This is a genomic window from Martelella limonii (assembly GCF_013344475.1).
GTDB lineage: Bacteria > Pseudomonadota > Alphaproteobacteria > Rhizobiales > Rhizobiaceae > Martelella > Martelella limonii.
The window spans coordinates 102,281-124,065 of sequence record NZ_JABUOU010000005.1 but is presented as its reverse complement, the minus strand read 5'-3'; the positions used below and the strand labels follow the sequence as shown (position 1 = coordinate 124,065).

Sequence of the window (21,785 nt, the reverse complement as noted above, 5' to 3'; positions counted from 1 at the left end):
CGACATCGCGCAAAAGGGTAGCCAACGGTTCGATTCTCCATTCGTTCTAGCCTAGCGCAGAATTTTGAACCGGTCTTGTTCTGGGGCCATAGGGCCACGCCCTCCCCCAGGTCTCATGGCTGCGCCCAACGCAGCCGACTTTTAGTTCGCCCGTGGCCGGTTTCTACGCGGCCGTTGACACGCACGTTTTCCAGCATCGCTGCTTTCGAAGCCTCACTCAATTTCTAACTTGTTACGATTGCATCGCTGCATGGTTCTCGGGCAGGAAGGATCAACAACTGCAGGCGTCAGAGGGGTTGGGAACCGCCGGGGTCTGCATGAGCAGGATCGTTGAGGCCAGAACACGATGACTCCATTCCGTTCCATTTCGGTATTCTATCATGTCGCAGCCCTCAATTCGGTGAGCGCGGCGGCGGAGCATCTGAACGTCACCGCCTCAGCCGTGAGCCAGCAGGTCCGGGTTCTGGAAGAACAGCTCGGCATGACGCTGGTGGCCAAGGTCGGCCGCAAGGTGAAGCTGACGGAAGACGGGGAGCGCTACTTCGATCTCATCTCGCAGCATGTCGAAGAAATCATCCGTTCGACGGAGATCATTCGCGGCAGCAAACCAACGACGCTTCTCACCATCAGGGCGACTCCCACAGTTTCAACGAAGTGGATATTGCCCCGTTTGCCCCGGTTTTTCGAAACCAATCCGGATATCGACGTGCGGCTCGACGGTTCCAATGAACCGACGGATTTCAATCGTGATCTGGTGGATGTGGAAATTCGCCATGGTGCCGGACGGTGGCCGGGCCTGCATGTCGAAGAGCTCGTCGAGGAGCGGTTCTTGCCCGTATGCGCGCCCACCCTTGCCCGGGAACATTCCCTAACCGCGGCCGACCTTCTGAAGCACAGGCTGATCCACTCCGTGAAGGCGCAGATCCAATGGAAGTCCTGGTTTGCCCATCAGGGGATCATCGACGACGTGCCGATCAAGCGCCTTTATTTCGATCGCTCGCACATGGTTGTCGATGCGGCCGTGCTGGGCATGGGGATGGCGCTTGAGAGCAATCTGATGATGGAACAGGAACTCAAGGATGGCCGGCTGGTCGTCGCCGTCGCCGAACCGCCCGTGATGCGGATCACCACGCAGTGGATCGTCTGCCCCTACACGCATCTGCGGCGCACCCGCGTCAAACGCTTCCTGGAATGGATCAGGCGCGAAGCACAGGTCTGGTACAACGAAGACCGCTCTCTCATCGATTAGCTCAGCTACATAATCGAGCAGAAAAAGTAAATTTTACTGCAGTTACCTGTGCCCGATGATGGTCTTGCCCGGCCTTGAGCGCCGGCGTGCTGGGAGGAGCACCGGATACCGTTCGCGGCGTGCAGCCTGTGCTGCCGCCGCAGTGACCGTCGGCATTCTCCTCAGTGGAAAATGGATTTCCGACCAGACGGTCGCAATACGGAGTAGCTCCACATGAATCTCTCATCGATGCTCGCAGCGCGCCATGCCGAAGGCCGCCCCATCCGCGTCGGCCTGATCGGAGCAGGCAAGTTCGGCTCCATGGTTCTCGCCCAGGCGCGCAAGATCGCCGGCTATCACATCGTCGGCGTTGCGGATCTGGACGCCGGCAAGGCGCGCGCCTCGCTGAAGCGCACCGGCTGGCAAGACGAGGAATATGACGCCACCTCGCTGTCCGACGCGATGGACACCGGAAAGACCTTCGTCACCGAAAGCGCGGCCGATCTCTGCGCCTTCGAGGGCATCGAGTGCATCATCGAGGCGACCGGCCATCCGATCGCCGGCACCCGGCATGCACTGCAGGCAATCGACGGGATGAAGCATATCGTCATGGTCAATGTTGAAGCCGATGTCATGTGTGGCCCGATCCTGGCGGCCAAGGCGCGCGCCAAGGGGCTCGTCTATTCCATGGCCTACGGCGATCAGCCGGCCTTTATCTGCGAACTGGTCGACTGGGTCCGCTCCTGCGGCTTCGACCTGATCTCAGCCGGCAAGGGCATGAATTTCGAGCCGCGCTACCGCTATTCGACGCCGGATACCGTCTGGGGCTTTTTCGGCTGGACCGAGGAAGAGGTGGCAAAGGGCGATTTCAATCCCAAGATGTACAACTCGTTTACGGATGGCACCAAGGCCGCCATCGAAATGGCGGCAGTCGCCAACGGCACTGGCCTCGATTGCCCGGATGACGGTCTGGCCTTCTATCCCTCCGGCCTTCAGGACCTTGCTTCGGTCTTCAAGCCGGCGTCCGAAGGCGGACGGATGCCGAAGTCGGGCCTCGTCGATATCGCTGCCAGCCAGGAGCCCGATGGCCGCGAGGTGCTCAACAATATCCGTTACGGCATGTTCGTCACCTTCAAGGCGCCGGACGAATATACCCGTGACTGCTTCAAGCAATACGGCCTCCTGACGGACAAGTCCGGCTGGTATGGCTCGATGTGGCGCCCCTTCCACCTGATCGGTCTGGAAACCTCCGTGTCGGTCCTCTCGGCCGTGCTGCGCGGCGAGCCGACCGGCTCCTCGAAGGAGTATCGCGGCGATGCCGTGGCTGCCGCCAAGGGCGAATTCAAGGCCGGCGACATGCTGGACGGCGAAGGCGGCTACGCGGTCTGGGCCAAGGCGATCCCGGCCACGATCTCGAGCGAGATCGACGCACTGCCGATCGGCCTTGCCCACAACGTCAAGCTCAAGAACCCGATCAAGCGCGACCAGGTCGTGCGCATGTCAGACGTCGAACTCGTGGATGATCTCGATGTCGTGGCGCTGCGCCGCGAACAGGTAAGCTCCATGGGACCGAAGGCGGAGAAGGCGGCATGAGCTACGTCGTCCTGCCGCAGTTCGATGTTGCAGAGGACAAGCTGGCGGCCTTCCTTGAGGCCGCCCGCGAGGATGCCGAAAACTCGCTTGCGCGGGAACCGGGCTGCCGCCAGTTCGACGTCTTCGTCGACCGGAGCCGCTCGCCGGTGAAGGTGATGTTCTACGAGGTCTATGACGACCGCGCCGCCTTCGACGCGCATCTTGCAACGCCGCATCTGGCAGCGTTTCGGACGGCCCTGTCGCTCGTCGAGGAAGGTCCTGTCGGGTTCTTCGAGCGGGTAGCACCGTGAGGAGCGCGTGATGAGCAGGTCGAAGATAGCGGTTCTCGGAACGGGCCTGATGGGAGGCCCGATGGCGGCCAATCTCATCGGCGCCGGCTTCCAGGTCACCGTCTGGAACCGCAGCGCGGAAAAGACCGCCGCTCTGACGGCCAAGGGTGCCGGGCTTGCCGGCAGCCCGGCGCGCGCCGCCGCCGATGCCGATGCGGTTATCGTCATGCTCTCCGACGGGCCCGCCTGCGAAGCCGTGCTTTTCGGAAGCGCGGGCGCGGCAAAGGCGATGCGCAAGGGCGCCTTGCTGATCGTGATGTCATCGATCGGGGTCGACGACGCCGAGGCCATGGCGGCAAGGGCGCATGGTCTTGGCCTCCGGTGGCTCGATGCTCCCGTTTCCGGCGGAACCCCTGCTGCCAAAAGCGGATCGCTGTCGATCATGGTCGGCGGCCAGACCGAAGATGTGCGCGCGGCAAGCCCGATCCTGTCTGCCATGGGACGCATCGTCCATATCGGCCCCGCCGGCACGGGGGCGCTCGCCAAACTCATCAACCAGTCGCTGGTCGCCAGCACGCTTGTGGCGGTGTCGGAAGCGCTGCTGATGGCGGAGAAGGGCGGCGCGGACCTTGCGAAGGTGCGCGAGGCGCTGCTCGGCGGTTTTGCCGCCTCGAAAATACTGGACCTGCACGGGCAAAGGATCATCGCCGGTGACTTCCAGCCAGGAGGTCCGGCGAAATATCAGGTCAAGGACACCAGGGCGGCGCTCAATGTCGCCGGCAATCTTGGCCTCGATCTGCCGTCCTTGAAGCTTGCAGACGCATTGTTCTCGTCGCTTGTCGAGCACGGCGGCGCGGATCTCGATCATTCGGCGCTGTTTCTCGAACTGAAGCGGCGCAACGGCGACGACCTTTCGGAAAGCGCCCTGAAAAACTGAGCATTTACTTCATCAACCACGGGAGGAGACCCAAAATGAAAAAAGCACTCAACCTTACCCGCCGCCGCCTGATGCACGGCCTGGCCGCAGCCGCGATGGTGATCGCCGGCACCAGCATCGGCGGTTCCGCATTTGCCGGAACGGCATTGCGCATTGCCGTTCCTGATCCTGCAGAAAGCTCTGTCGGACGCGCAGCATCGCGCTTTGCCGAACTGGTCAAGGAGAAGACCGACGGCGAAGTGACATTCCAGGTCTTTCCGGACGGCGTGCTCTTCGGTAAGGACCAGAATGCCGCGATCAACCAGCTCGGTTCCGGTGCCCTTGACGGCCTGATCCTGGCCTCGTCCGTCTACGCCTCGTTCGAGCCGAAGATGAACGCGATTTCGCTGCCGTATCTTTTCACCGATTACGACCAGCTGAAGGCCTATCTTTCCGGCGCGCCGGGACAGGAACTGATCGCCTCCGTCGAGCGGCTGAACATCAAGGGCCTCGGCTTTTTCCTGCGCACCTTCCGTGACGTGACCACAAGGGATCAGCCGATCACCACGGCCGAAGATTTCAAGGGACTGACGCTGCGCACGCCCAACAATCCGCTGTTCGTCAAGCTGTTCCAGGCGCTGGGCGCCAACCCCACGCCGATGGCATTTTCGGAAGTTTACTCGGCGCTTCAGCTGAAGGCGATCGATGGTCAGGAAAACCCGGTCGAGGTTCCCTACAACAATCGCTTCTATGAAGTTCAGGGCGAACTGAACCTCACCCAGCACATCGCCGACAGCTTCCTTCTCGGTCTGTCTTCCTCAGCCTGGAACAAGATTCCCGAACAGTATCATGATGCCGTTCAGGCCGCCGCCGACGAGATGATCGCCGAGCACGATGCCAGCGAGATCAAGCAGGAAGAGGAAATTATCGGCAAGCTCCAGGAAAAGGGCATGCATGTGAACATGTTCGCCGATGGCGAACTCGCCAAGGTTCAGGACATTGCCCGAGGCATCTATGGCGATTTCCAGGATCAGATCGGCGCCGACTTCATGCAGACCAGCCTCGACTTCGTAAAGTCGAATTGACATCAAACGGTGGCGTCCGTCACGTGACGGACGCCACCGATGTGAACCCCTGAGGGTGTAGATGATGCAGCTCCTGGACAAGATCATCTGGCGTGTGGTCGATTTCATTATCCTGTTAGCGGTGGTCAGCATGGTCGTGCTGATCACGCTGCAGGTCGGTTCGCGGCTGTTCGGGCATTCGCTCGCCTGGACCGAGGAACTGTCGCGCTTTCTGTTTATCTGGACGGTCTGGCTCGGCCTTGCCGCGGGCTTCCGCAACGGCCAGCACCCCGCGCTCAACATGTTGATCAACGTGATGCCGGCCCGCCTGATGCTCGCCTATCGGCTGGTACCGACGGTGAGCGCGATGATCCTGTTTGCGATCGTCACCTGGCAGGGCTGGCTGCTCCTGCTGCAGCAGCTCAGATTCGGCGAATTGTCTCCGATCCTCCAGATCGGCATGTGGGTCACCACCCTGCCGCTGGTGATCGGTTCGTTTCTCGCGATCGCAGGATCGGCGGTCAATGCGTTCATCGTGATCCGGGGAGACGACGACCAGATCGCGCCTTCGGCTTCTCAGGAAGGATTGAGCCCATGAGCCTTACCCTTATCGCGCTTTTCATCCTGTTCGCGATCCTCGATGTGCCGCTCGCCGTTGCCCTTGGCCTTGCGTCTGCGGCGACGCTGTGGTGGTTCGACATGCCGTTGTCGATGATCACGCAGTCGATGGCGACCTCGATCAACTCGTTCCTCCTGATCGCGGTCCCGCTGTTCATCCTCGCAGGTCAGATCATGGAGCGCGGCGGCCTTTCCGAGCGCATTTTCGATGCGGCTGAAGCGCTTGTGGGCAGGCTTCCGGGCGGTGTCGGCCATGTCAATATCGCCTCGAGTTTCGTCTTCGGCGGCATCTCCGGCTCATCGGTTGCCGATATCGCAAGCCTCGGCCCGATCACGATCCGCTCCATGACAGCGCGCGGCTATCCCAAACCCTATTCGGCAGCCCTGACGCTGATCACGGCGACGCTTGCGACCCTGGTGCCGCCCTCGATCCTGATCATCGTAGCCGCCGCATCGGCGGGACAATCGGTGGGCGCGGCCCTTGCCGGCGGTCTCGGACCGGGCGTTCTGCTTGCCGTCGCGCTTGCAATCTACAACACGATCGTCTCACGCCGGAAGGGCTATGGCAAGATCACGACATTCGACATGAGGGCCTCCGCGCGGGCATTGTTTCGGGCCCTTCCCTCCGTCGTCGCGCCCGTGATCATCCTGACCGGCATGTTTTCCGGCATCGTCACACCAACGGAAGCAGCCGGACTTGCGGTTCTCTACACGCTGATCGTTGCGGCTCTCGTCCATCGCGAAATCGGGCTGCGCGACCTCCTGAAACTTTCGGTCAATGCCGGCCAGCTCGCAGGCTCGGTTCTGCTGATCCTGATGGTCGCAAGTGCTGCAACCTTCGTCTTCACCGTCGACCTTCTGCCCCAGAAGGCGTCGGGCTTCCTGACGATCTTCGGCGGCTCGACCTTCATGACGCTGATGCTGATGGGCGTGATCTTCATCGTCGTCGGCATGCTGATGGATATCGTCGCAGCCGCACTGATGCTGATCCCGGTGCTGATGCCGGCGGCAGCTGCGGCAGGCGTGGAGCCGCTGCATTTCCTCATCTACATGGTTGCCTGCCTCGCCGTCGGCCTGGCGACGCCGCCGGTCGGCACCTGCCTGTTTGCGACGGCCTATGTGTCAGGGGTGCCCACACCGAAGCTCGTGAAGGCGGCGCTGCCCTTCTATGCGGTCAATGCCGTGGTGCTGGTTCTTGTCGCAGCCTTCCCCCAGATCGTGATGTGGCCGGTCGAATGGCTGACGTGACGGCGCCGAAGCATATCATCGTCATGGGCGTCAGCGGCTGCGGCAAGAGCACCCTTGGCAGCGGGCTCGCCAGCCGGCTCGGCCTTCCGTTCATCGAGGGCGACGACTTGCATCCCGCTGCAAACATCGCCCGCATGCGCGAGGGCCTTCCTCTCGATGACGCGATGCGCAAACCCTGGCTCGAGAGCGTCGCCGCCGCCTTGCGAGCGTACCGGGAAGGCTCGGTCGCATCCTGCTCCGCGCTGAAGCGAAGCTATCGACGTGCGCTTTCGATGGGCGGCCCGATCTTTTTCGTCCATCCGATGGTCGAGCAGGTGAGCCTGATGGAGCGGGTCACAAAAAGGCAGCATTTCATGCCGGCCTCTCTTATCGAAAGCCAGCTACAAACGCTCGAACCGCTTGAAGCAGAGGAATGGGGCTGCACCATCAGCGGCATCCTGCCACTCGCCCAGCAGGTCGATCAAATCATCTCGGGCTTTCGCGCAGACGCTCCGAGCTGAGTTTCAGCGTTTATGAAAGACAGCTATATGCCATGCCCTTACGCCTGGCGGTCCAATCAGAGCGAGGCCATCGACATCGGATATATAAGTCCGGTGGAGTTCGAGGACCGGGCTATGCTAGCTTAACATGCTGTCCACAAAACCCGCAGCAGCTCAGCGCGCGATGAAGACCTCCACGACCGAAATGGAGGCGCTTTGCTGCCGTCCAGACCTTCGCCCGGATATTGGCGCGACTAAGCGCGTGTTGACGGTCAGCTTCAGGGTCTTGAAGGCATATGAACCTACGACCCCTGATTTACCTTACCTGCATGGTGTATCCTATAGACATCCCAGAGATGTAGGGACGTTACTTCAGTTCGTCTAGTAATTCTTTGCCAACAGGCTCCCGTCCCACAAAAACGTGGGTTGGCGCAGCCGACGGCGAGTTCAGGTCGATTTGGAAGCATTTGGCCAGCGCAGGACATCAAGAGTGAGCTTCGCTCCACTTGATAACTGTTGATAAGCCGCCTATGTTGAATTCGTCATAATACGATGGAGGACCGCTTGATCAGCGCCGATCTGGGAAAGCAGCTTGAAAGCTATATTCAGCAACTCGTGGAGACAGGCCGCTACGGCTCGAAAAGCGAAGTGCTGCGTGAAGGCGTGCGGCTGGTCCAGGACCGCGAGACCCGGCTTCTCGCGCTGGATGCCTCGATCATGCGCGGCATCGCCGATGCGGACGCTGGCCGGACCACGCCGGCGAGCGACGTCTTCAACCGTCTCGACGCGAAATACGGTGCAATGGATGAGAAGGCCGAAAAATCGGCATGATCCTTGCGTTTTCCCGAGAGGCCGAAAACGAACTTGAGCAAATCGCCGATTATATTGCCGAGCGAAACCCACGACGCGCCCTGTCATTCCTTCGGGAACTGCAGAGCAGCTGTGAGGATATCGTCGTTAACCCCAATGCCTTCGCCCTCGTCCCGCGCTATGAACATCATCAAATCCATCGGCGCGTTCACGGCAACTACCTGATCTTCTACCGCGCTGACAGTGCAAAGGTGGTCATCATTCATATTCTGCATGGCGCCACCGACTACGGCGCCATCTTCTTCGGCGAATGATAAAAGGCTGTCGAACTGGCGCAACCTCGGGCACTGAAGCAGGACTGCGCGACTACGGCTTACGTCTGAGCGTCAAAACCCAGATCAGCCATCCCGCAACCGCCTTTTGTGCGGTTGGAGGGGGGGGTAATCAATGACCCGTTTCCGCGAGTTGCTGAAGCATTGTTGCCGGTGATTTGAAGCTTGTCACCACGCGGACTGAAGAAGCTCTCCCAAGCCTAATCAGGATGTTCGGAGAATGTGGCACTAGATTTATCTCTTTTGCCTCGATACGGCAACGATCCCGGCCGGCAGCGACCTGCCCTATTTCCCGATCGAGAAGTCGCGCTTTTCCTATGAGATTTTTATGTCTTGGCCTCTCCCCCTCTCTCGAACCCCTATGCGGTTCCGCGCCATATTCTTGCCATCATCGGTAATCGGCCGGAATGCGACTGGCGCTCTCATAGCTCCGCATAGCGCCTCCGATCTTGCGGCGATGACCTGCATTGCAAATGCGTGGAGCAAATAAAGGTCCCGCATAGGAGAAGAGGTGAGAAATGATCGTCGACTATGCTCTGAGCGGTGCGGTGACGCTGTTCGTCGCTGCCTATCTGATCTACGCGCTGCTTCGGCCGGAGCGCTTCTGAGTTCCCGAAGGTCCAGCCCGATGAAACCGGCACGGACCATAGGAACGCCGCTTCGCCAGATCCGCAAATCCCTCGATCCGCAGCAGCCCAAAACCCCCAAGGCAGGAAAGCCGCTGCGGGCATCGGGCGTCATCCTCGCCCTGACCGTGGCGACGGTGCTGATCGCGCTTGTCGCCCGGCTTGCCGCCGCGCTTTTCGGCTGCGGCTGAACGGACCGAACCGTCACTCATTAACATGCTGGAGTCGCATATGAGCCAGTCCCAATCCGCGAGCCTCTTCGACGCTCGCATCCTTGTCCCCGCACTTGGGGGCGCATTCAAGAAACTCGATCCGCGTACGCTGGCGAAGAACCCGGTGATGTTCGTCGTCGGCGTCGTCTCGGTTCTCACGACGGTGCTGTTTATCAAGGACGTCGCGACCGGCGCGGGCGACCTCGGTTTCTCCTTCCAGATCATCCTCTGGCTCTGGTTCACGATCCTTTTCGCGAACTTCGCCGAGGCGGTCGCGGAGGGACGCGGCAAGGCGCAGGCGGAGTCGCTTCGCCGTTCGCGCACCGAGACGCAGGCCAAGCTGCTCGCCGATCCGGACAGCAACGAGGTCAAGCTCGTGCCGGGCACGAGCCTGAAGACGGGCGACGTCGTCCTGGTCGAAGCCGGAGAGATCATCCCGTCCGACGGCGAGATCATCGAGGGCATCGCCTCGGTCAACGAGGCGGCGATCACGGGCGAGTCCGCGCCGGTCATCCGAGAATCCGGCGGCGACCGTTCGGCGGTGACTGGCGGCACGCAGGTGCTGTCGGACTGGATCAAGGTCAGGATTACCGCCGAGGCGGGATCGACCTTCATCGACCGCATGATCGCCCTGGTCGAAGGCGCCGAGCGCCAGAAGACGCCGAACGAGATCGCGCTGAACGTGATGCTCGCCGGCCTGACGCTGATCTTCGTCATGGCGACCGCGACGATCCCCGCCTTCGCCGCCTATGCCGGCGGTTCCATTCCGATCATCGTGCTGGTGGCGCTGTTCGTCACCCTGATCCCGACCACGATCGGCGCGCTGCTTTCGGCCATCGGCATCGCCGGCATGGACCGCCTGGTGCGCTTCAACGTTCTCGCCATGTCCGGCCGCGCCGTTGAGGCGGCCGGCGACGTTGACACGCTGCTGCTCGACAAGACCGGAACGATCACGCTCGGCAACCGTCAGGCGACCGAGTTCCGGCCCGTCAAGGGCGTCACCGCACAGGAACTGGCCGATGCCGCTCAATTGGCCTCGCTCGCCGACGAGACGCCGGAAGGCCGCTCCATCGTCGTGCTCGCCAAGGAGAGATACGGCATTCGCGGGCGGGACATGCAATCGCTGCACGCGACCTTCGTGCCGTTCACGGCGCAAAGCCGCATGTCGGGCGTCGACATTGACGGATCATCGATCCGCAAGGGCGCCGTCGACGCCGTTCTCAAATACCTCGATCAGGCATCGGTTGCGGCTGGAGCGGTGCGCGCCAGCGCCGAGAGCAAACGCGAACTCGAGGCGATCGCAAACGATATTGCCAGGGGCGGCGGCACGCCTCTGGCTGTGGTCAGGGACGGCAAACTGCTCGGCGTCGTCCATCTCAAGGATATCGTGAAGGGCGGCATTCGCGAGCGTTTCAACGAACTGCGCCGCATGGGCATCCGCACGGTGATGATCACCGGCGACAATCCGATGACGGCGGCGGCGGGCGCCGCCGAGGCCGGCGTCGACGATTTCCTGGCCGAAGCCACGCCGGAAAACAAGCTGACGCTGATCCGCGAGGAACAGGCCAAGGGCAAGCTCGTCGCCATGTGCGGCGACGGCACCAACGACGCCCCTGCCCTCGCCCAGGCCGATGTCGGCGTCGCCATGAACACCGGCACGATCGCCGCCCGCGAAGCCGGCAACATGGTGGATCTGGATTCCGATCCGACCAAGCTGATCGAGATCGTCGAGATCGGCAAGCAGTTGCTGATGACGCGCGGGGCGCTGACCACCTTCTCGATCGCCAACGACGTCGCGAAGTATTTCGCGATCGTTCCGGCCATGTTCATCGCGCTTTATCCGCAACTCGGCGTGCTCAACATCATGGGGCTCGCAACGCCGCAAAGCGCGATCCTGTCGGCGATCATCTTCAACGCGCTGATCATCATCGCCCTCATCCCGCTTTCGCTCAAAGGCGTTGCCTACAAGGCCATCGGCGCGGACGGGCTCCTGAGGCGCAATCTTCTCATCTACGGGCTTGGCGGCCTCATCGTGCCCTTCATCGGCATCAAGGCGATCGACCTCGTCATCACCGCCATCGGCCTCGCCTGACCACAAGGAATGCGACACATGACCATCCTCTATCTCGTTCTCGGACTGGCGGTCTTCGGGCTTCTGCTCGTCATGACCGATGCCGTCGACCGGGCCTGATCTTCCAACGAAGCCGGAGACTTCTCGATGTTCATTCAATCCATAATCTTCGTCGTCCTCGTCGTTGGCGGCACGGCGCTCGTTTCCTGGCCGCTCGGCCGCTACATGAAATGGGCCATGGACCCGAACAGGGGCGAGGCCGGCGGCTTCACCCGCCTGTTCCAGTCGATCGGCGGCGCCACATGCATCCAGGACCAGAACTGGAAGCGCTACATGGTCGCCATGCTGGCCTTCAACATCGTCATGTTCGTGGTCACCTTCGGGTTTCTCGCCCTGCAGCAGGCCCTGCCGCTCAATCCCGACGGCAAGGGCGCATTGGAGGGCAGCCTGATCTTCAACACGGCAGCCTCGTTCACCTCCAACACCAATCTGCAGCATTATTCGGGTGAGGTATCGCTCAGCTACCTGTCGCAGCTCGGCGGCCTGATGTGGCTGCAGTTCGTGTCTGCAGCCACCGGCATCGCGGCGCTTGCCGCGCTCGCCCGCGGTCTTGCCGGCAAGCCGCTTGGCAATTTCTTCGTTGACCTGCAGCGCGCGTCCTTCCTCGTCCTGCTGCCGGTTGCTGTCCTATTCGCCATCCTCCTCGTTCTCGGCGGCGTGCCGATGACGTTCGATGGGGCGGCGATCGCGACCACGCTGGAAGGCGTGCAGCAAACCATTGCCCGTGGTCCGGTCGCCGCCTTCGTGTCGATCAAGCAGCTCGGCACCAATGGCGGCGGCTTCTTCGGTCCCAACTCGACCCATCCGCTGGAGAACCCCAGCTTCTGGACCAACATCATCGAGATGGTCGCCATCATCCTGATCCCGATGGCCTGCGTATGGATGTTCGGCCGGATCATCGAGCGCAAGCGCCACGCCATGGTGATCTTCGCGGTGATGCTGGGCTTCATCGCGGTCAAGATCGCAGGCGCGGTCTATTTCGAATCCGCGCCGACAGAAGCCTTCGCCAACCTGCCGATCGAGCAGACCGTCGGCAATCTCGAGGGCAAGGAACTGCGCTTCGGCGCAACCGGCGGCCCTCTATGGTCGGTGCTGACGACCTCGACTTCGAACGGTTCGGTCGGGGCCATGCATGACAGCCTCAACCCGATGACCGGGCTGATGCCGATGATCGGCATGTGGCTAAATTCCACCTTCGGCGGCGTCGGCGTCGGCATGATCAACATGTTCCTCTATATCGTCGTCGGCGTCTTCATTGCCGGGATGATGATCGGCCGCACGCCGGAATATCTCGGTTGGCGCGTGGAAGCACGGGAGGTGAAGTTCGCGCTGTTCGCCCTGTTGGCGCATGGCCTGTTCATCCTGGGCGGGACGGCAATCTTCGCCGCAACGCCGTGGGGCGCCGACACGCTCAACAATGTCGGACCGCATGGCTTCTCCGAGATGCTCTACGAGTTTACGTCGGCCAGCGCCAATAACGGCTCCGGCTTCGAGGGGCTCGGCGATGGCACCGTTCCGTGGAACATCGCGACCGGGATCGTGATGCTGCTCGCGCGGTTCATTCCGATCATCCTGCCGCTCGCGATCGTCGGCTCGCTGTCGGCCAAGCGGCGCAGCGTCGAATCGAGCGGCACGCTCAGCGTCGAAAGCGGCGTCTTCGCGACCATGCTCGCCTCGACGATCCTCGTCATCGGCGCGCTCACCTTCTTCCCGGCGGCGACGCTCGGCCCGATTGCCGAACACGTCATGTTCATGAACTGATCCGGAGATCCGAAAGATGCAACTTTTTCTGTCGAGTATTCGCATTGCCGCGGCGACCATGCTGATATGCGTCGCGGGCTATGCAACAGCCGTCTGGGCCGTGGCCCGGGCGATCGCCCCCGACACCGCCAATGGTTCGCTGATCATCGGCGAAAGCGGCGCGGTCATCGGCAGCCGCCAGGTGGCGCAGGCCTTCACCGAACCCCGCTACTTCTGGCCGCGGCCCTCAGCCGTCGATTATAACGGCGCGGGCGCCGGCGGCAGCAACAAGTCGCCGACGAGCACAGATATCGCCGACCGCGGTCGCGCCATGGTGGAACGCTACGGCGCGACCCCGGACAACCCGTTGCCTGCCGATCTCGCAGCCGCATCCGGAGCGGGTCTCGATCCGCATATCTCCGAGGACGGCGCGCTCTATCAGGCCGGACGCGTGGCTGCCGCGCGTGGACTCGAAGTCGCGCCGGTCGAGACGCTCGTCCGCCAGGCGGCATTCTCTCCCGGCGGGTTCCTCAGCACGGACCGCATCGTCAACGTCCTTGAACTCAACATCGCGCTCGATGCGATGAACTGAGCGTGATTGTCCGCAGACCAAAAGCGCCATACCTATGCGATGGCATGTCCATCGAAGCCGTCTCCGGGATCGACGGTTCGCAGACCCGGAGGCGGCATCATGGGAAGTGGAACGGCGGACGGCTCGACAAGCGACTGCACTTTCGGGTGGTTGCATTTGATGGCCTCAACGTGGCGGGAATGACGAGATGGGAACGGAAGAGTCAGCGCGCGATACACGGCCTTCTCCTGACGCGCTGCTGGAAAAGGCGGAGCAGGAAACACGCGGCCGCCTGAAGATCTTTCTGGGCGCCGCGCCCGGCGTCGGCAAGACCTACGAAATGTTGCTTTCCGGCCGGGCCCGCAAGTCCGATGGCGACGATGTCGTCATCGGCGTGGTCGAAACACATGGCCGAAAGGAAACCGAGGCCCTGGTTCGCGGTTTCGAGGTCATTCCAAGGACAAAGATCGAATACAAGGGCCGGGTCCTTGAGGAAATGGATCTGGATGCGGTGCTGGAACGCGGTCCGGCGCTGGTGCTTGTCGATGAACTGGCGCACACCAACGCGCCGGGCAGCCGTCATCCCAAGCGGTATCTCGATGTTCTCGAACTCCTCGACCATGGCATCGACGTCTATACGACGCTCAATATCCAGCATCTGGAGAGCCTGAATGACGTGGTCGCGCAGATCACGCGCATTCGGGTCCGGGAGACGCTTCCCGATTCCATTCTCCAAAAGGCCGATGACGTCGAGATCATCGACATTACGCCCGACGACCTGATCAAGCGGCTGAATGAAGGCAAGGTCTATGTTCCGAGGACCGCCAAGCGCGCGATCGAGAACTATTTCTCGCCGCGGAACCTGACGGCGCTGCGCGAACTGGCCTTGCGCCAGACGGCCCAGCGCGTCGACCAGCAACTCCTCTCCCAGATGCGCCAGAGCGCGATCGAGGGGCCGTGGCCGGCCGGCGAGCGGATCCTCGTTTGCGTCAACGAGGACCCGTGCTCGTCAGGGCTCGTACGTTACGCCAAAAGGCTCGCGGATCGTCTGCACGCGCCATGGGTCGCGCTCCATGTCGAGGGGCGGCGCACGCAGAGCCTGGACGATGATGGTCGGGATCGGATCGCCGCGGCGCTGCGTCTGGCCCAGAGCCTCGAAGGGGATGCGGTGACCGTTCCCGGCGGCGGCGGTCGTGTCGCCGCCGATATCGTGGCCTATGCCCGCGCCAACAACATCACCCATATCGTCATCGGCAAGAGCGAGCGGTCTCGATGGTTCGAGATCCTGCACGGTTCCGTCGTTCACGAACTTGTCCGTCATGCCGGCGACATCAGCGTCGATGTGGTGGCCGGAAGCAAGCCTGGCGGCGTGCCGGCGTCCAGAGCCTCTGTCGCGGTCGCGGAACCGCGTTCGCGTCCGGACTGGAAGGCCTATCTGAAATCGACATTGGTCGTTGCGATGGCGGTCGGCTTCGGCTTGGCGCTCTGGCCCTGGCTCGGCGTCGAACACATCGCGCTGATATTCCTGACCGGCGTGGTCACCGTCGCCGTCTGGTTCGGCCTGTTGCCATCGCTTTACGCCAGCGTGTTGTCGGCCGCCTGCTACAATTTCTTCTTCACCAATCCCTATCATACATTCCTGATTTCGCGACCGCGCGAGATCATCTCCGTCGTGTTTTTCACGATCGTGGCCGTGATCGTGTCGAATGTCGCCGCGCGCGCCAGGGCGCAGACGATCGCCGCCAAGGCGCGGGCCCGAACGACGGAAGCGCTCTATTCATTCAGCCGGAAACTGGCCGGAGCAAGTACGCTGGATGACGTGCTGTGGGCATCCGCCCATCAGATGGCCTCCATGCTCAAGGCGCGCATCATCATACTTCTGCGGGAAAACGGCACGGTGGCGGTCAGGGCGGGCGTGCCTCCGGACGATACGCTTGTCGATGCCGACATCGCGGCGGCACGCTGGGCGTTGGAACATAACCGACCGGCCGGACGGGGGGCGGACACCTTGCCGGGCGCCGCCCGCCTCTATGTCCCCCTTACCACAGGCGAGACGCCGGTGGGCGTTGTCGGCCTGGACAGTGACAGGCAAGGACCGCTGCTCACGCCTGAAGAACAGCGGCTGCTGGATGCGCTGGCCGACCAGGCAGCGGTTGCGATCGAGCGTATCCAGCTTGTCGCGGACGTCGACAAGGCAAGGCTGGCCGCGGAAGCCGACAAACTGCGCTCCGCATTGCTGGCATCGATATCGCACGACCTCAAGACCCCGCTGGCGGCCATTCTGGGCGCTGCCGGAAACCTCCGCGATTATTCGGCGGCACTGAGCGAACAGGATCGCAACGACATGCTTTCCACGATCGTCGACGAGTCGGAACGGTTGAACAGGTTCATTGCCAATCTCCTCGACATGTCGCGGATCGAAACCGGCGCGATGGAGCCGAACGCCTCGCTGCAATATCTTGACGACATGGTGGGATCGGCGCTCCGCCGGGCGCAAAAGATGTTGTCGCGGCATCATGTCCGCACCGAATTGCCGGCGGATCTTCCCATGCTCAAGGTTGATCCCGTCCTGTTCGAGCAGGTGATCTTCAATCTTCTGGACAATGCTGCAAAATACGCGCCACCGCAGACCACGATCCGGATGCGAGCGTGGAAGGATGGAAAGTGGGTGATGATCCAGATACTGGACGAAGGACCGGGCATTCCGCCGGCCGACCTGGAAAGGGTCTTCGACAGCTTCCATCGCGCGCGCAAGCGCGACCATGTTCTCGCCGGCACGGGCCTCGGTCTCTCGATATGCAGGGGGTTCGTCGAGGCGATGGGGGGCACGGTCACATCCGCCAACAGGACGGATCGGAGCGGCGCCGTCTTCACGATCCGGATGCCGACGCCGGCGAACCCGCCGAGACTGGGAGATGCATCATGACCAATCCAACCATCCGGATACTGATTGTCGACGACGAAGTGCCGATCCGCAAACTGCTGCGCGTCGGTCTGTCGGTCGAGGGCTACAAGGTCGTCGAAGCGATGAATGCCAGGGAGGCGACGGAGAGCGTCGCCGCAGGCGAGCCCGACCTGATCATCCTGGACCTCGGCCTTCCCGACATGCCCGGTCATGACCTCCTGGCCAGGTGGCGCAACGACGGCGTCGAACTGCCGATCATCATCCTATCGAGCCGGACAGACGAAGCCGGCATCGTCAGGGCGCTGGAACTCGGCGCGGACGACTATGTCACCAAACCCTTCGGCACCAAGGAACTGGCGGCGCGCATCCGCGTCGCCTTGCGTCACAAGCTCCAGCAACAGGGCGAACGTCCGATTTTCCAGACCGGCGCGCTCTCCGTCGACCTCGTCAAGCGGATCGTCAGGGTCGGCGACAAGGAGATCAAGCTTTCGCCGAAGGAATACGACATCCTGCGCGTTCTCGTGCAACACGCCGGCAAGGTCATCACCCATCGGCACTTGCTCGAGGCGGTCTGGGGCGGTTCCGCCGACGTCCAGTATCTCCGTGTCTATGTCCGCCAGCTTCGACAGAAGATCGAACTGAGCCCCGACGAGCCGCAATACATCACGACGGAGACGGGCGTCGGTTACCGGCTGCGCGAAGCCGACTGATATCGACCGGGAGCGCCCACGCGCGCAGCCCACGCGGTCAAGCACTGGAAGTGAGTAGCATATGAGAATTTCCGAAGTCATGCGGCCGGACGATGTCCTGATCGATGTATCTGCCGCCTCCAAAGCCAATCTGCTGCAGCTGATGTCCAATCGGGCGGCGCAGGTCCTGGGCGTCGATCGATCCGACATTGTTGGCGCATTGGAGCATCGCGAGAAGCTGGGATCAACAGGCTTCGGCGACGGGATCGCCATTCCTCACGCGCCGGTTGAAGGCGTAGCCGCGCCGTTTGCACTCCTCATCCGGCTTGCGAGACCGATCGCGTTTGAGGCGATCGACGATCGACCCGTGGATGTCATTTGTCTGATCCTCACGCCGCCCGGCGACCAGGCGGAGCACCTGAAGCTTCTATCGGCGATATCCCGCAAATTGCGGTCTTCCGAAACACTCAAGACCATCAGATCCGCCACCGACGCCGGGCAGATCTACGCCACGATCACGATGTGCGACGACTGACAGATGTCGCGCGGTTCGTTGGAGCAATCGATCTTGCCATTGCGCCATCGGATTGCCGAGGAGGTCGACTTGGCAAGAAGGCCCGGCCAACGTCTGGCTGCCGTTGATCGCGGCCACGAAAACGCTGAAGACCTCTCCAGGACCACACCATTCAGCTTTCACGGGCAGAGCACTCCCTTTCGGGTCTTTGCCCGGATATTGGAATGAGATAGCCCTTAGCGACGGACAGCATCAAGGTCTTGATGGGATCAGAACCGACGGACCCTGGTGTCACAAAGCTATCCACTTGGAATTATTTGAGTCGATCTCATTTACCTCCCTGGCATCTTCATGGGGTGCTTCGAGCGCGGCCGGTCCAATTCGGATGCCGATGGCTGACCCGAGGCATCTCGGGAGGATCAGACTACAGACTGACGCGAACGGCTATATATCAGACTATCGACTGATATTTTAATCGACATAAGCAGCCTATAGACTGATATAAATTAGTTGAAAATCAGCCTACATTCTGATAAAAATTAGCCTATTATCAGTTTGTAGGCTGTAGAAGTGAAAAGTGACACTCGCAAAAGAGCACGGGGACGGCTTGACGAAAGACTTCAGGCGCTCCAACCAATTGATCGGTTTCGGGCACCGCCGAAGGGATGGATACGAGCGCTACGCGATGCCCTCGGCATGACGGGTGCGCAGCTGGGCGCGCGCCTTGGCGTCCGCCCCCAAACAGTTGAATCAATCGAAAAGTCGGAAGCAGCTGGAACAATCCAACTCAATACCTTGCGACGCGCCGCCGAGGCACTGGATTGCACGCTCGTCTATGCCCTCGTTCCAAACAGCTCGCTTGACGCCTTTGTCGAGGCGCGGGCGCGCAAGATTGCAATGTGCGAACTCCAGCGTGTCGCACACACGATGCGTTTGGAAGCCCAGGGTACGGACAATGCGGATTTTGAATCTCGCGTTCAGGCTTACATCCGCGACAGGCTCTCTGAGCGCGATCTCTGGAACGAAGTATGACAGATCTTTTCCAGGAACCTGAAGACGCGACGCCGCTTGAGCCGCAGGAACGAGAGGGTTTGCTCCAGACCTGGATCACTCACCGCCGCGACCTCAACGAAGCTGAAGAAGAAAACATCGTCGAGGGTGTGGCTTGGGCGCGTGGCCGGCGGCGCTTGCCACTCGAGCGGATGCTCAGCGAAGACTTCATGCGAACATTACATAAGCGGATGTTCGGTGATGTCTGGCAGTGGGCCGGCACGTTCCGGACGACGGAGCGCAACATCGGCGTTCAGGCTTATCGTATTGGAATGGAGCTCGCGAGCTTATTGAGCGACATCCATTACTGGATTGAACACAAGACCTTTCCGCCGGATGAGATGGCAGTCAGATTCCATCATCGCCTCGTCGCCATCCACCCCTTCCCAAACGGAAATGGACGGCACGCACGTCTCGCGGCCGACCTTCTGATCGAGCGGCTTGGCGGCGATCCTTTTACTTGGGGCGGCGGCAGTCTGGCCAACATTGGTGAATTGCGAGGACGCTACGTCACAGCATTACGCGCGGCGGACAATCATGACATCGCTCCGCTTCTGGAATTCGCGCGCAGCTGAGCACAAAAAATTCCAAGTTCTTGTCTGTTTCATCGCCTTGAAGGGATTCGAACTGTCGATCCCTGATCGAGTTGCGCACGGGCATCGTCACCGATTCCCTATAAAGATCGAAAAATCCAGACCGGCGGCATCAGTTTCGTTTGGGGAGGTCACCAGCCGCCGCCGCCACCGCCGCCGCCGCCCCCGCCGGAGAAGCCGCCGCCCGAAAAGCCGCCGCCTGAGCCCGATCCGTTGGGCGAGATGCAGGCTGTCAGGTTTGTGCTGAGCGCCTGACAGGCGCCGAAGATGGTCGCGCCGCTCGCGCCTGTATCGTAGAAGGTCGGGTGCAGGCCGAAGGGTATGGGATTGATGGTGCCGGGGCCAGCGTCCATGACGCTGTCGAAGGCGCGGCTCCATTCTGACTTCATGTTGAGCGCCACCGCAAACGGCAAAAGCGCCGGGAGCGCGTCCCTTTCGCTGCGATTGGCGTGGCGCATGTCGCCGACGCTTTCGAGATAGAGGCGCAGCCCCGCGATTTCCGCCTCGCGCGCCCGCCCCTCCTCCGTCGGCTGGCCGATCCGCGCGGCAAACACCCAGAACAGCACCGGCGTGGCGACGAGGCCAAGCGCCGTCGCCCAGCCGAAGGCGCCGGTGAAGAAGCCCGTCACCAGCCACAGTCCCGCGCTCGCGACCAGTCCCCCGCCCATACCGTTTCCGGCGGCGTTGCTGAACGTATCCGCCGAGGCGCGCGCATCGAAGCCCGCAAAGGCAAGGCCGATCACGATCGGCAGCAGCGGGCCATAGGCAAGGATCCACCCTTCGCCATCCATGCCCGTCAGCGCAAGCGCTGCGGCAAGGCCGGAGCAGAGAAAGGCCGCCGCCAGTTTCCACTTGCCGTTCGGCGCGTAATATCGCCGGCCATGGGTGGCGCGCACCACGCGGGCGAAATCGCCGTAAAGCCGTCTCAGGACCTGCCGGTTCTTGCGCTCGACAAGGACGCTGCCGCCTTCAGAGCGCACACCCGCCACCAGCGCTTCCTCTTCGGGCGCGAGCGTGCCGGTCTCGCCCTTATCCAGCACGATCCGCCAGGCCTTGCCCTCGGGCACGATTGTCATCAGCCCGCGCAGGCCGAGATTGATGACCGTGGCGAGGAGCGCGGAATGGCCGAGCATCCGCCGCATCGAAATATACTGCACCTGCGCCGGCGTGGTGCCGCGCGGCGGCTTTCGTCGCTCGATCACCGGGTATCGCGCGGCCTGCTCCTCTCCGGGCCGCCTGATCCGGCGGGAGACGAACAAGAACAGCAGACCGAGAGCGCTCAGTCCGGCAACGGAAATCGCCACGCCGTGATTGCGACGCACCCACCACCAGAACCGCTCGGTGGCCGCCGGCTCGCTGACGAAGCCTTTCGGAAAGCTAACAGCGACCGTCAGCCCCTCCTCCGGATCGAGAATGCGGTAGGTCGAAACATCGACCGTGCCGCCATCCGGGCTGAGGCGGCGGGACACTTCCGCGCGCGTCGAGCCAAGTGGCCCGGTATAGCCGGCGACCTCAGTGGCCGCCGCGCCGCCGGGCAGATGAATGGTCGCTGAGGCATTGTCGATCGGGAAGGCCCAGTAGGAGCCGGTCACATTCCAGTAGAACGCGTCCTGACCGTCGCGGCTTTCGATCTGCGGTCCGGTGCGATAGGAAAGCCGGAAGGTGTGAACGCCCGGTTCGAGATCGGTTCCGGCATCCCCCAGAAAGATGCGGATATAGTCGCTGCGGCGGGCAACGCGCATGGGCACCGGCTTGCCGTCGAGCGTTGACGAAAGAACTTGCAGCGCGCCGGGATCGACGCCGCCCTCCGCCGTCCGTCCCGCAACCGGCAGATCGCGAAAGATACCGTGTTCGATCCGGTACCCCTCCGCCTTGATCGCGATGGTCTCGGTGATCTCGAGGCGGCCGGTCGGACCGATCGCGATGTCGCTTTCGAAACGCTCGATCCGCTCACGCGCCAAGGCCGGCGCGAGCCAGATTAGCACAACCAGGAAGGCCGCGACGATCGACCCCGCCGCGGACGCGCGACTGCCCCCGAAGGCGCGATGCCCGCGAGAAAAAACTGACCGAAAAAGTGAGTATGGTCCCATAAAGAATGCCGCTGGCGGCCCTGGCTTCTGGTGTGGCGAATCCGGGTGACCGGGCCTTATAGACCAGCGAAAAAGCATAAACAAATCCGTCCGCTACAACGTCAGTT

21 protein-coding genes are annotated in these 21,785 nt (G+C 62.0%); 20 read left to right on the top strand and 1 reads right to left on the bottom strand.

All coding sequences use genetic code 11. From position 1 onward, the window contains the following. The first annotated feature begins 346 nt into the window (after positions 1–346). The 20 genes from HPQ62_RS12525 to HPQ62_RS12430 all read left to right on the top strand — a co-directional run bounded on the left by HPQ62_RS12525 (position 347) and on the right by HPQ62_RS12430 (position 19,570). Positions 347–1,249: a LysR substrate-binding domain-containing protein gene (locus HPQ62_RS12525; RefSeq protein WP_174802899.1), complete on the top strand. Its 903-nt coding sequence runs from the start codon at positions 347–349 to the stop codon at positions 1,247–1,249. 213 nt (positions 1,250–1,462) lie between these two features. After that, a complete protein-coding gene (locus HPQ62_RS12520; protein ID WP_174802898.1) occupies positions 1,463–2,821 on the top strand; it encodes an NAD(P)H-dependent oxidoreductase in 1,359 nt (452 codons plus the stop codon). Next, a complete protein-coding gene (locus HPQ62_RS12515; protein WP_174802897.1) occupies positions 2,818–3,111 on the top strand; it encodes a putative quinol monooxygenase in 294 nt (97 codons plus the stop codon). The genes HPQ62_RS12520 and HPQ62_RS12515 overlap by 4 nt, the downstream gene beginning before the upstream one ends. A gap of 10 nt (positions 3,112–3,121) precedes the next feature. Next, on the top strand, positions 3,122–4,027 hold the full coding sequence (locus HPQ62_RS12510) for an NAD(P)-dependent oxidoreductase (protein ID WP_174802896.1): 906 nt from the start codon (positions 3,122–3,124) through the stop codon (positions 4,025–4,027). A gap of 35 nt (positions 4,028–4,062) precedes the next feature. Further along, entirely contained in the window at positions 4,063–5,091 is a 1,029-nt protein-coding gene (locus HPQ62_RS12505) for a DctP family TRAP transporter solute-binding subunit (protein WP_174802895.1), read from the top strand. A 61-nt stretch (positions 5,092–5,152) separates the two neighbouring features. Further along, entirely contained in the window at positions 5,153–5,668 is a 516-nt protein-coding gene (locus HPQ62_RS12500; RefSeq protein WP_174802894.1) for a TRAP transporter small permease, read from the top strand. After that, the gene (locus HPQ62_RS12495; protein WP_174802893.1) at positions 5,665–6,936 is read left to right on the top strand and encodes a TRAP transporter large permease; all 1,272 of its coding nucleotides are present in this window, start codon (positions 5,665–5,667) and stop codon (positions 6,934–6,936) included. Before HPQ62_RS12500 ends, HPQ62_RS12495 begins: the two co-directional genes overlap by 4 nt. Then, positions 6,924–7,436, top strand: a complete 513-nt coding sequence (locus HPQ62_RS12490; RefSeq protein ID WP_206678067.1) for a gluconokinase — start codon at positions 6,924–6,926, stop codon at positions 7,434–7,436. The genes HPQ62_RS12495 and HPQ62_RS12490 overlap by 13 nt, the downstream gene beginning before the upstream one ends. A gap of 543 nt (positions 7,437–7,979) precedes the next feature. Then, positions 7,980–8,246, top strand: coding sequence for a type II toxin-antitoxin system ParD family antitoxin (locus HPQ62_RS12485; protein ID WP_174802892.1), 267 nt, complete (start codon positions 7,980–7,982; stop codon positions 8,244–8,246). Then, positions 8,243–8,539, top strand: coding sequence for a type II toxin-antitoxin system RelE/ParE family toxin (locus HPQ62_RS12480; protein ID WP_174802891.1), 297 nt, complete (start codon positions 8,243–8,245; stop codon positions 8,537–8,539). Before HPQ62_RS12485 ends, HPQ62_RS12480 begins: the two co-directional genes overlap by 4 nt. 536 nt (positions 8,540–9,075) lie before the next feature. Then, positions 9,076–9,165, top strand: a complete 90-nt coding sequence (gene kdpF / locus HPQ62_RS12475; RefSeq protein WP_174802890.1) for a K(+)-transporting ATPase subunit F — start codon at positions 9,076–9,078, stop codon at positions 9,163–9,165. 20 nt (positions 9,166–9,185) lie between these two features. Beyond that, entirely contained in the window at positions 9,186–9,374 is a 189-nt protein-coding gene (locus HPQ62_RS12470) for a hypothetical protein (RefSeq protein ID WP_174802889.1), read from the top strand. Positions 9,375–9,414: 40 nt separating this feature from the next. Continuing rightward, positions 9,415–11,487: a potassium-transporting ATPase subunit KdpB gene (gene kdpB / locus HPQ62_RS12465; RefSeq protein WP_174802888.1), complete on the top strand. Its 2,073-nt coding sequence runs from the start codon at positions 9,415–9,417 to the stop codon at positions 11,485–11,487. A gap of 126 nt (positions 11,488–11,613) precedes the next feature. Then, on the top strand, positions 11,614–13,287 hold the full coding sequence (gene kdpA / locus HPQ62_RS12460; protein WP_174802887.1) for a potassium-transporting ATPase subunit KdpA: 1,674 nt from the start codon (positions 11,614–11,616) through the stop codon (positions 13,285–13,287). A 16-nt stretch (positions 13,288–13,303) separates the two neighbouring features. After that, positions 13,304–13,858, top strand: a complete 555-nt coding sequence (locus HPQ62_RS12455) for a potassium-transporting ATPase subunit C (protein WP_174802886.1) — start codon at positions 13,304–13,306, stop codon at positions 13,856–13,858. Positions 13,859–14,045: 187 nt separating this feature from the next. Beyond that, positions 14,046–16,763 (top strand): sensor histidine kinase, encoded by a 2,718-nt coding sequence (locus HPQ62_RS12450; RefSeq protein WP_174802885.1) that lies wholly within the window; start codon positions 14,046–14,048, stop codon positions 16,761–16,763. After that, entirely contained in the window at positions 16,760–17,452 is a 693-nt protein-coding gene (locus HPQ62_RS12445) for a response regulator transcription factor (RefSeq protein WP_174802884.1), read from the top strand. The genes HPQ62_RS12450 and HPQ62_RS12445 overlap by 4 nt, the downstream gene beginning before the upstream one ends. Positions 17,453–17,531: 79 nt before the next feature. Continuing rightward, positions 17,532–17,966 (top strand): PTS sugar transporter subunit IIA, encoded by a 435-nt coding sequence (locus tag HPQ62_RS12440; RefSeq protein ID WP_244629670.1) that lies wholly within the window; start codon positions 17,532–17,534, stop codon positions 17,964–17,966. Between the two features lie 549 nt (positions 17,967–18,515). Then, on the top strand, positions 18,516–18,977 hold the full coding sequence (locus HPQ62_RS12435) for a mobile mystery protein A (RefSeq protein ID WP_174802882.1): 462 nt from the start codon (positions 18,516–18,518) through the stop codon (positions 18,975–18,977). Further along, entirely contained in the window at positions 18,974–19,570 is a 597-nt protein-coding gene (locus HPQ62_RS12430) for a mobile mystery protein B (protein ID WP_174802881.1), read from the top strand. Before HPQ62_RS12435 ends, HPQ62_RS12430 begins: the two co-directional genes overlap by 4 nt. Before the next feature lie 149 nt (positions 19,571–19,719). Here HPQ62_RS12430 and HPQ62_RS12425 read toward each other — a convergent pair whose 3' ends face one another. Beyond that, positions 19,720–21,549: a DUF2207 domain-containing protein gene (locus HPQ62_RS12425; RefSeq protein WP_174802880.1), complete on the bottom strand. Its 1,830-nt coding sequence runs from the start codon at positions 21,547–21,549 to the stop codon at positions 19,720–19,722. Between the last annotated feature and the right edge of the window lie 236 nt (positions 21,550–21,785).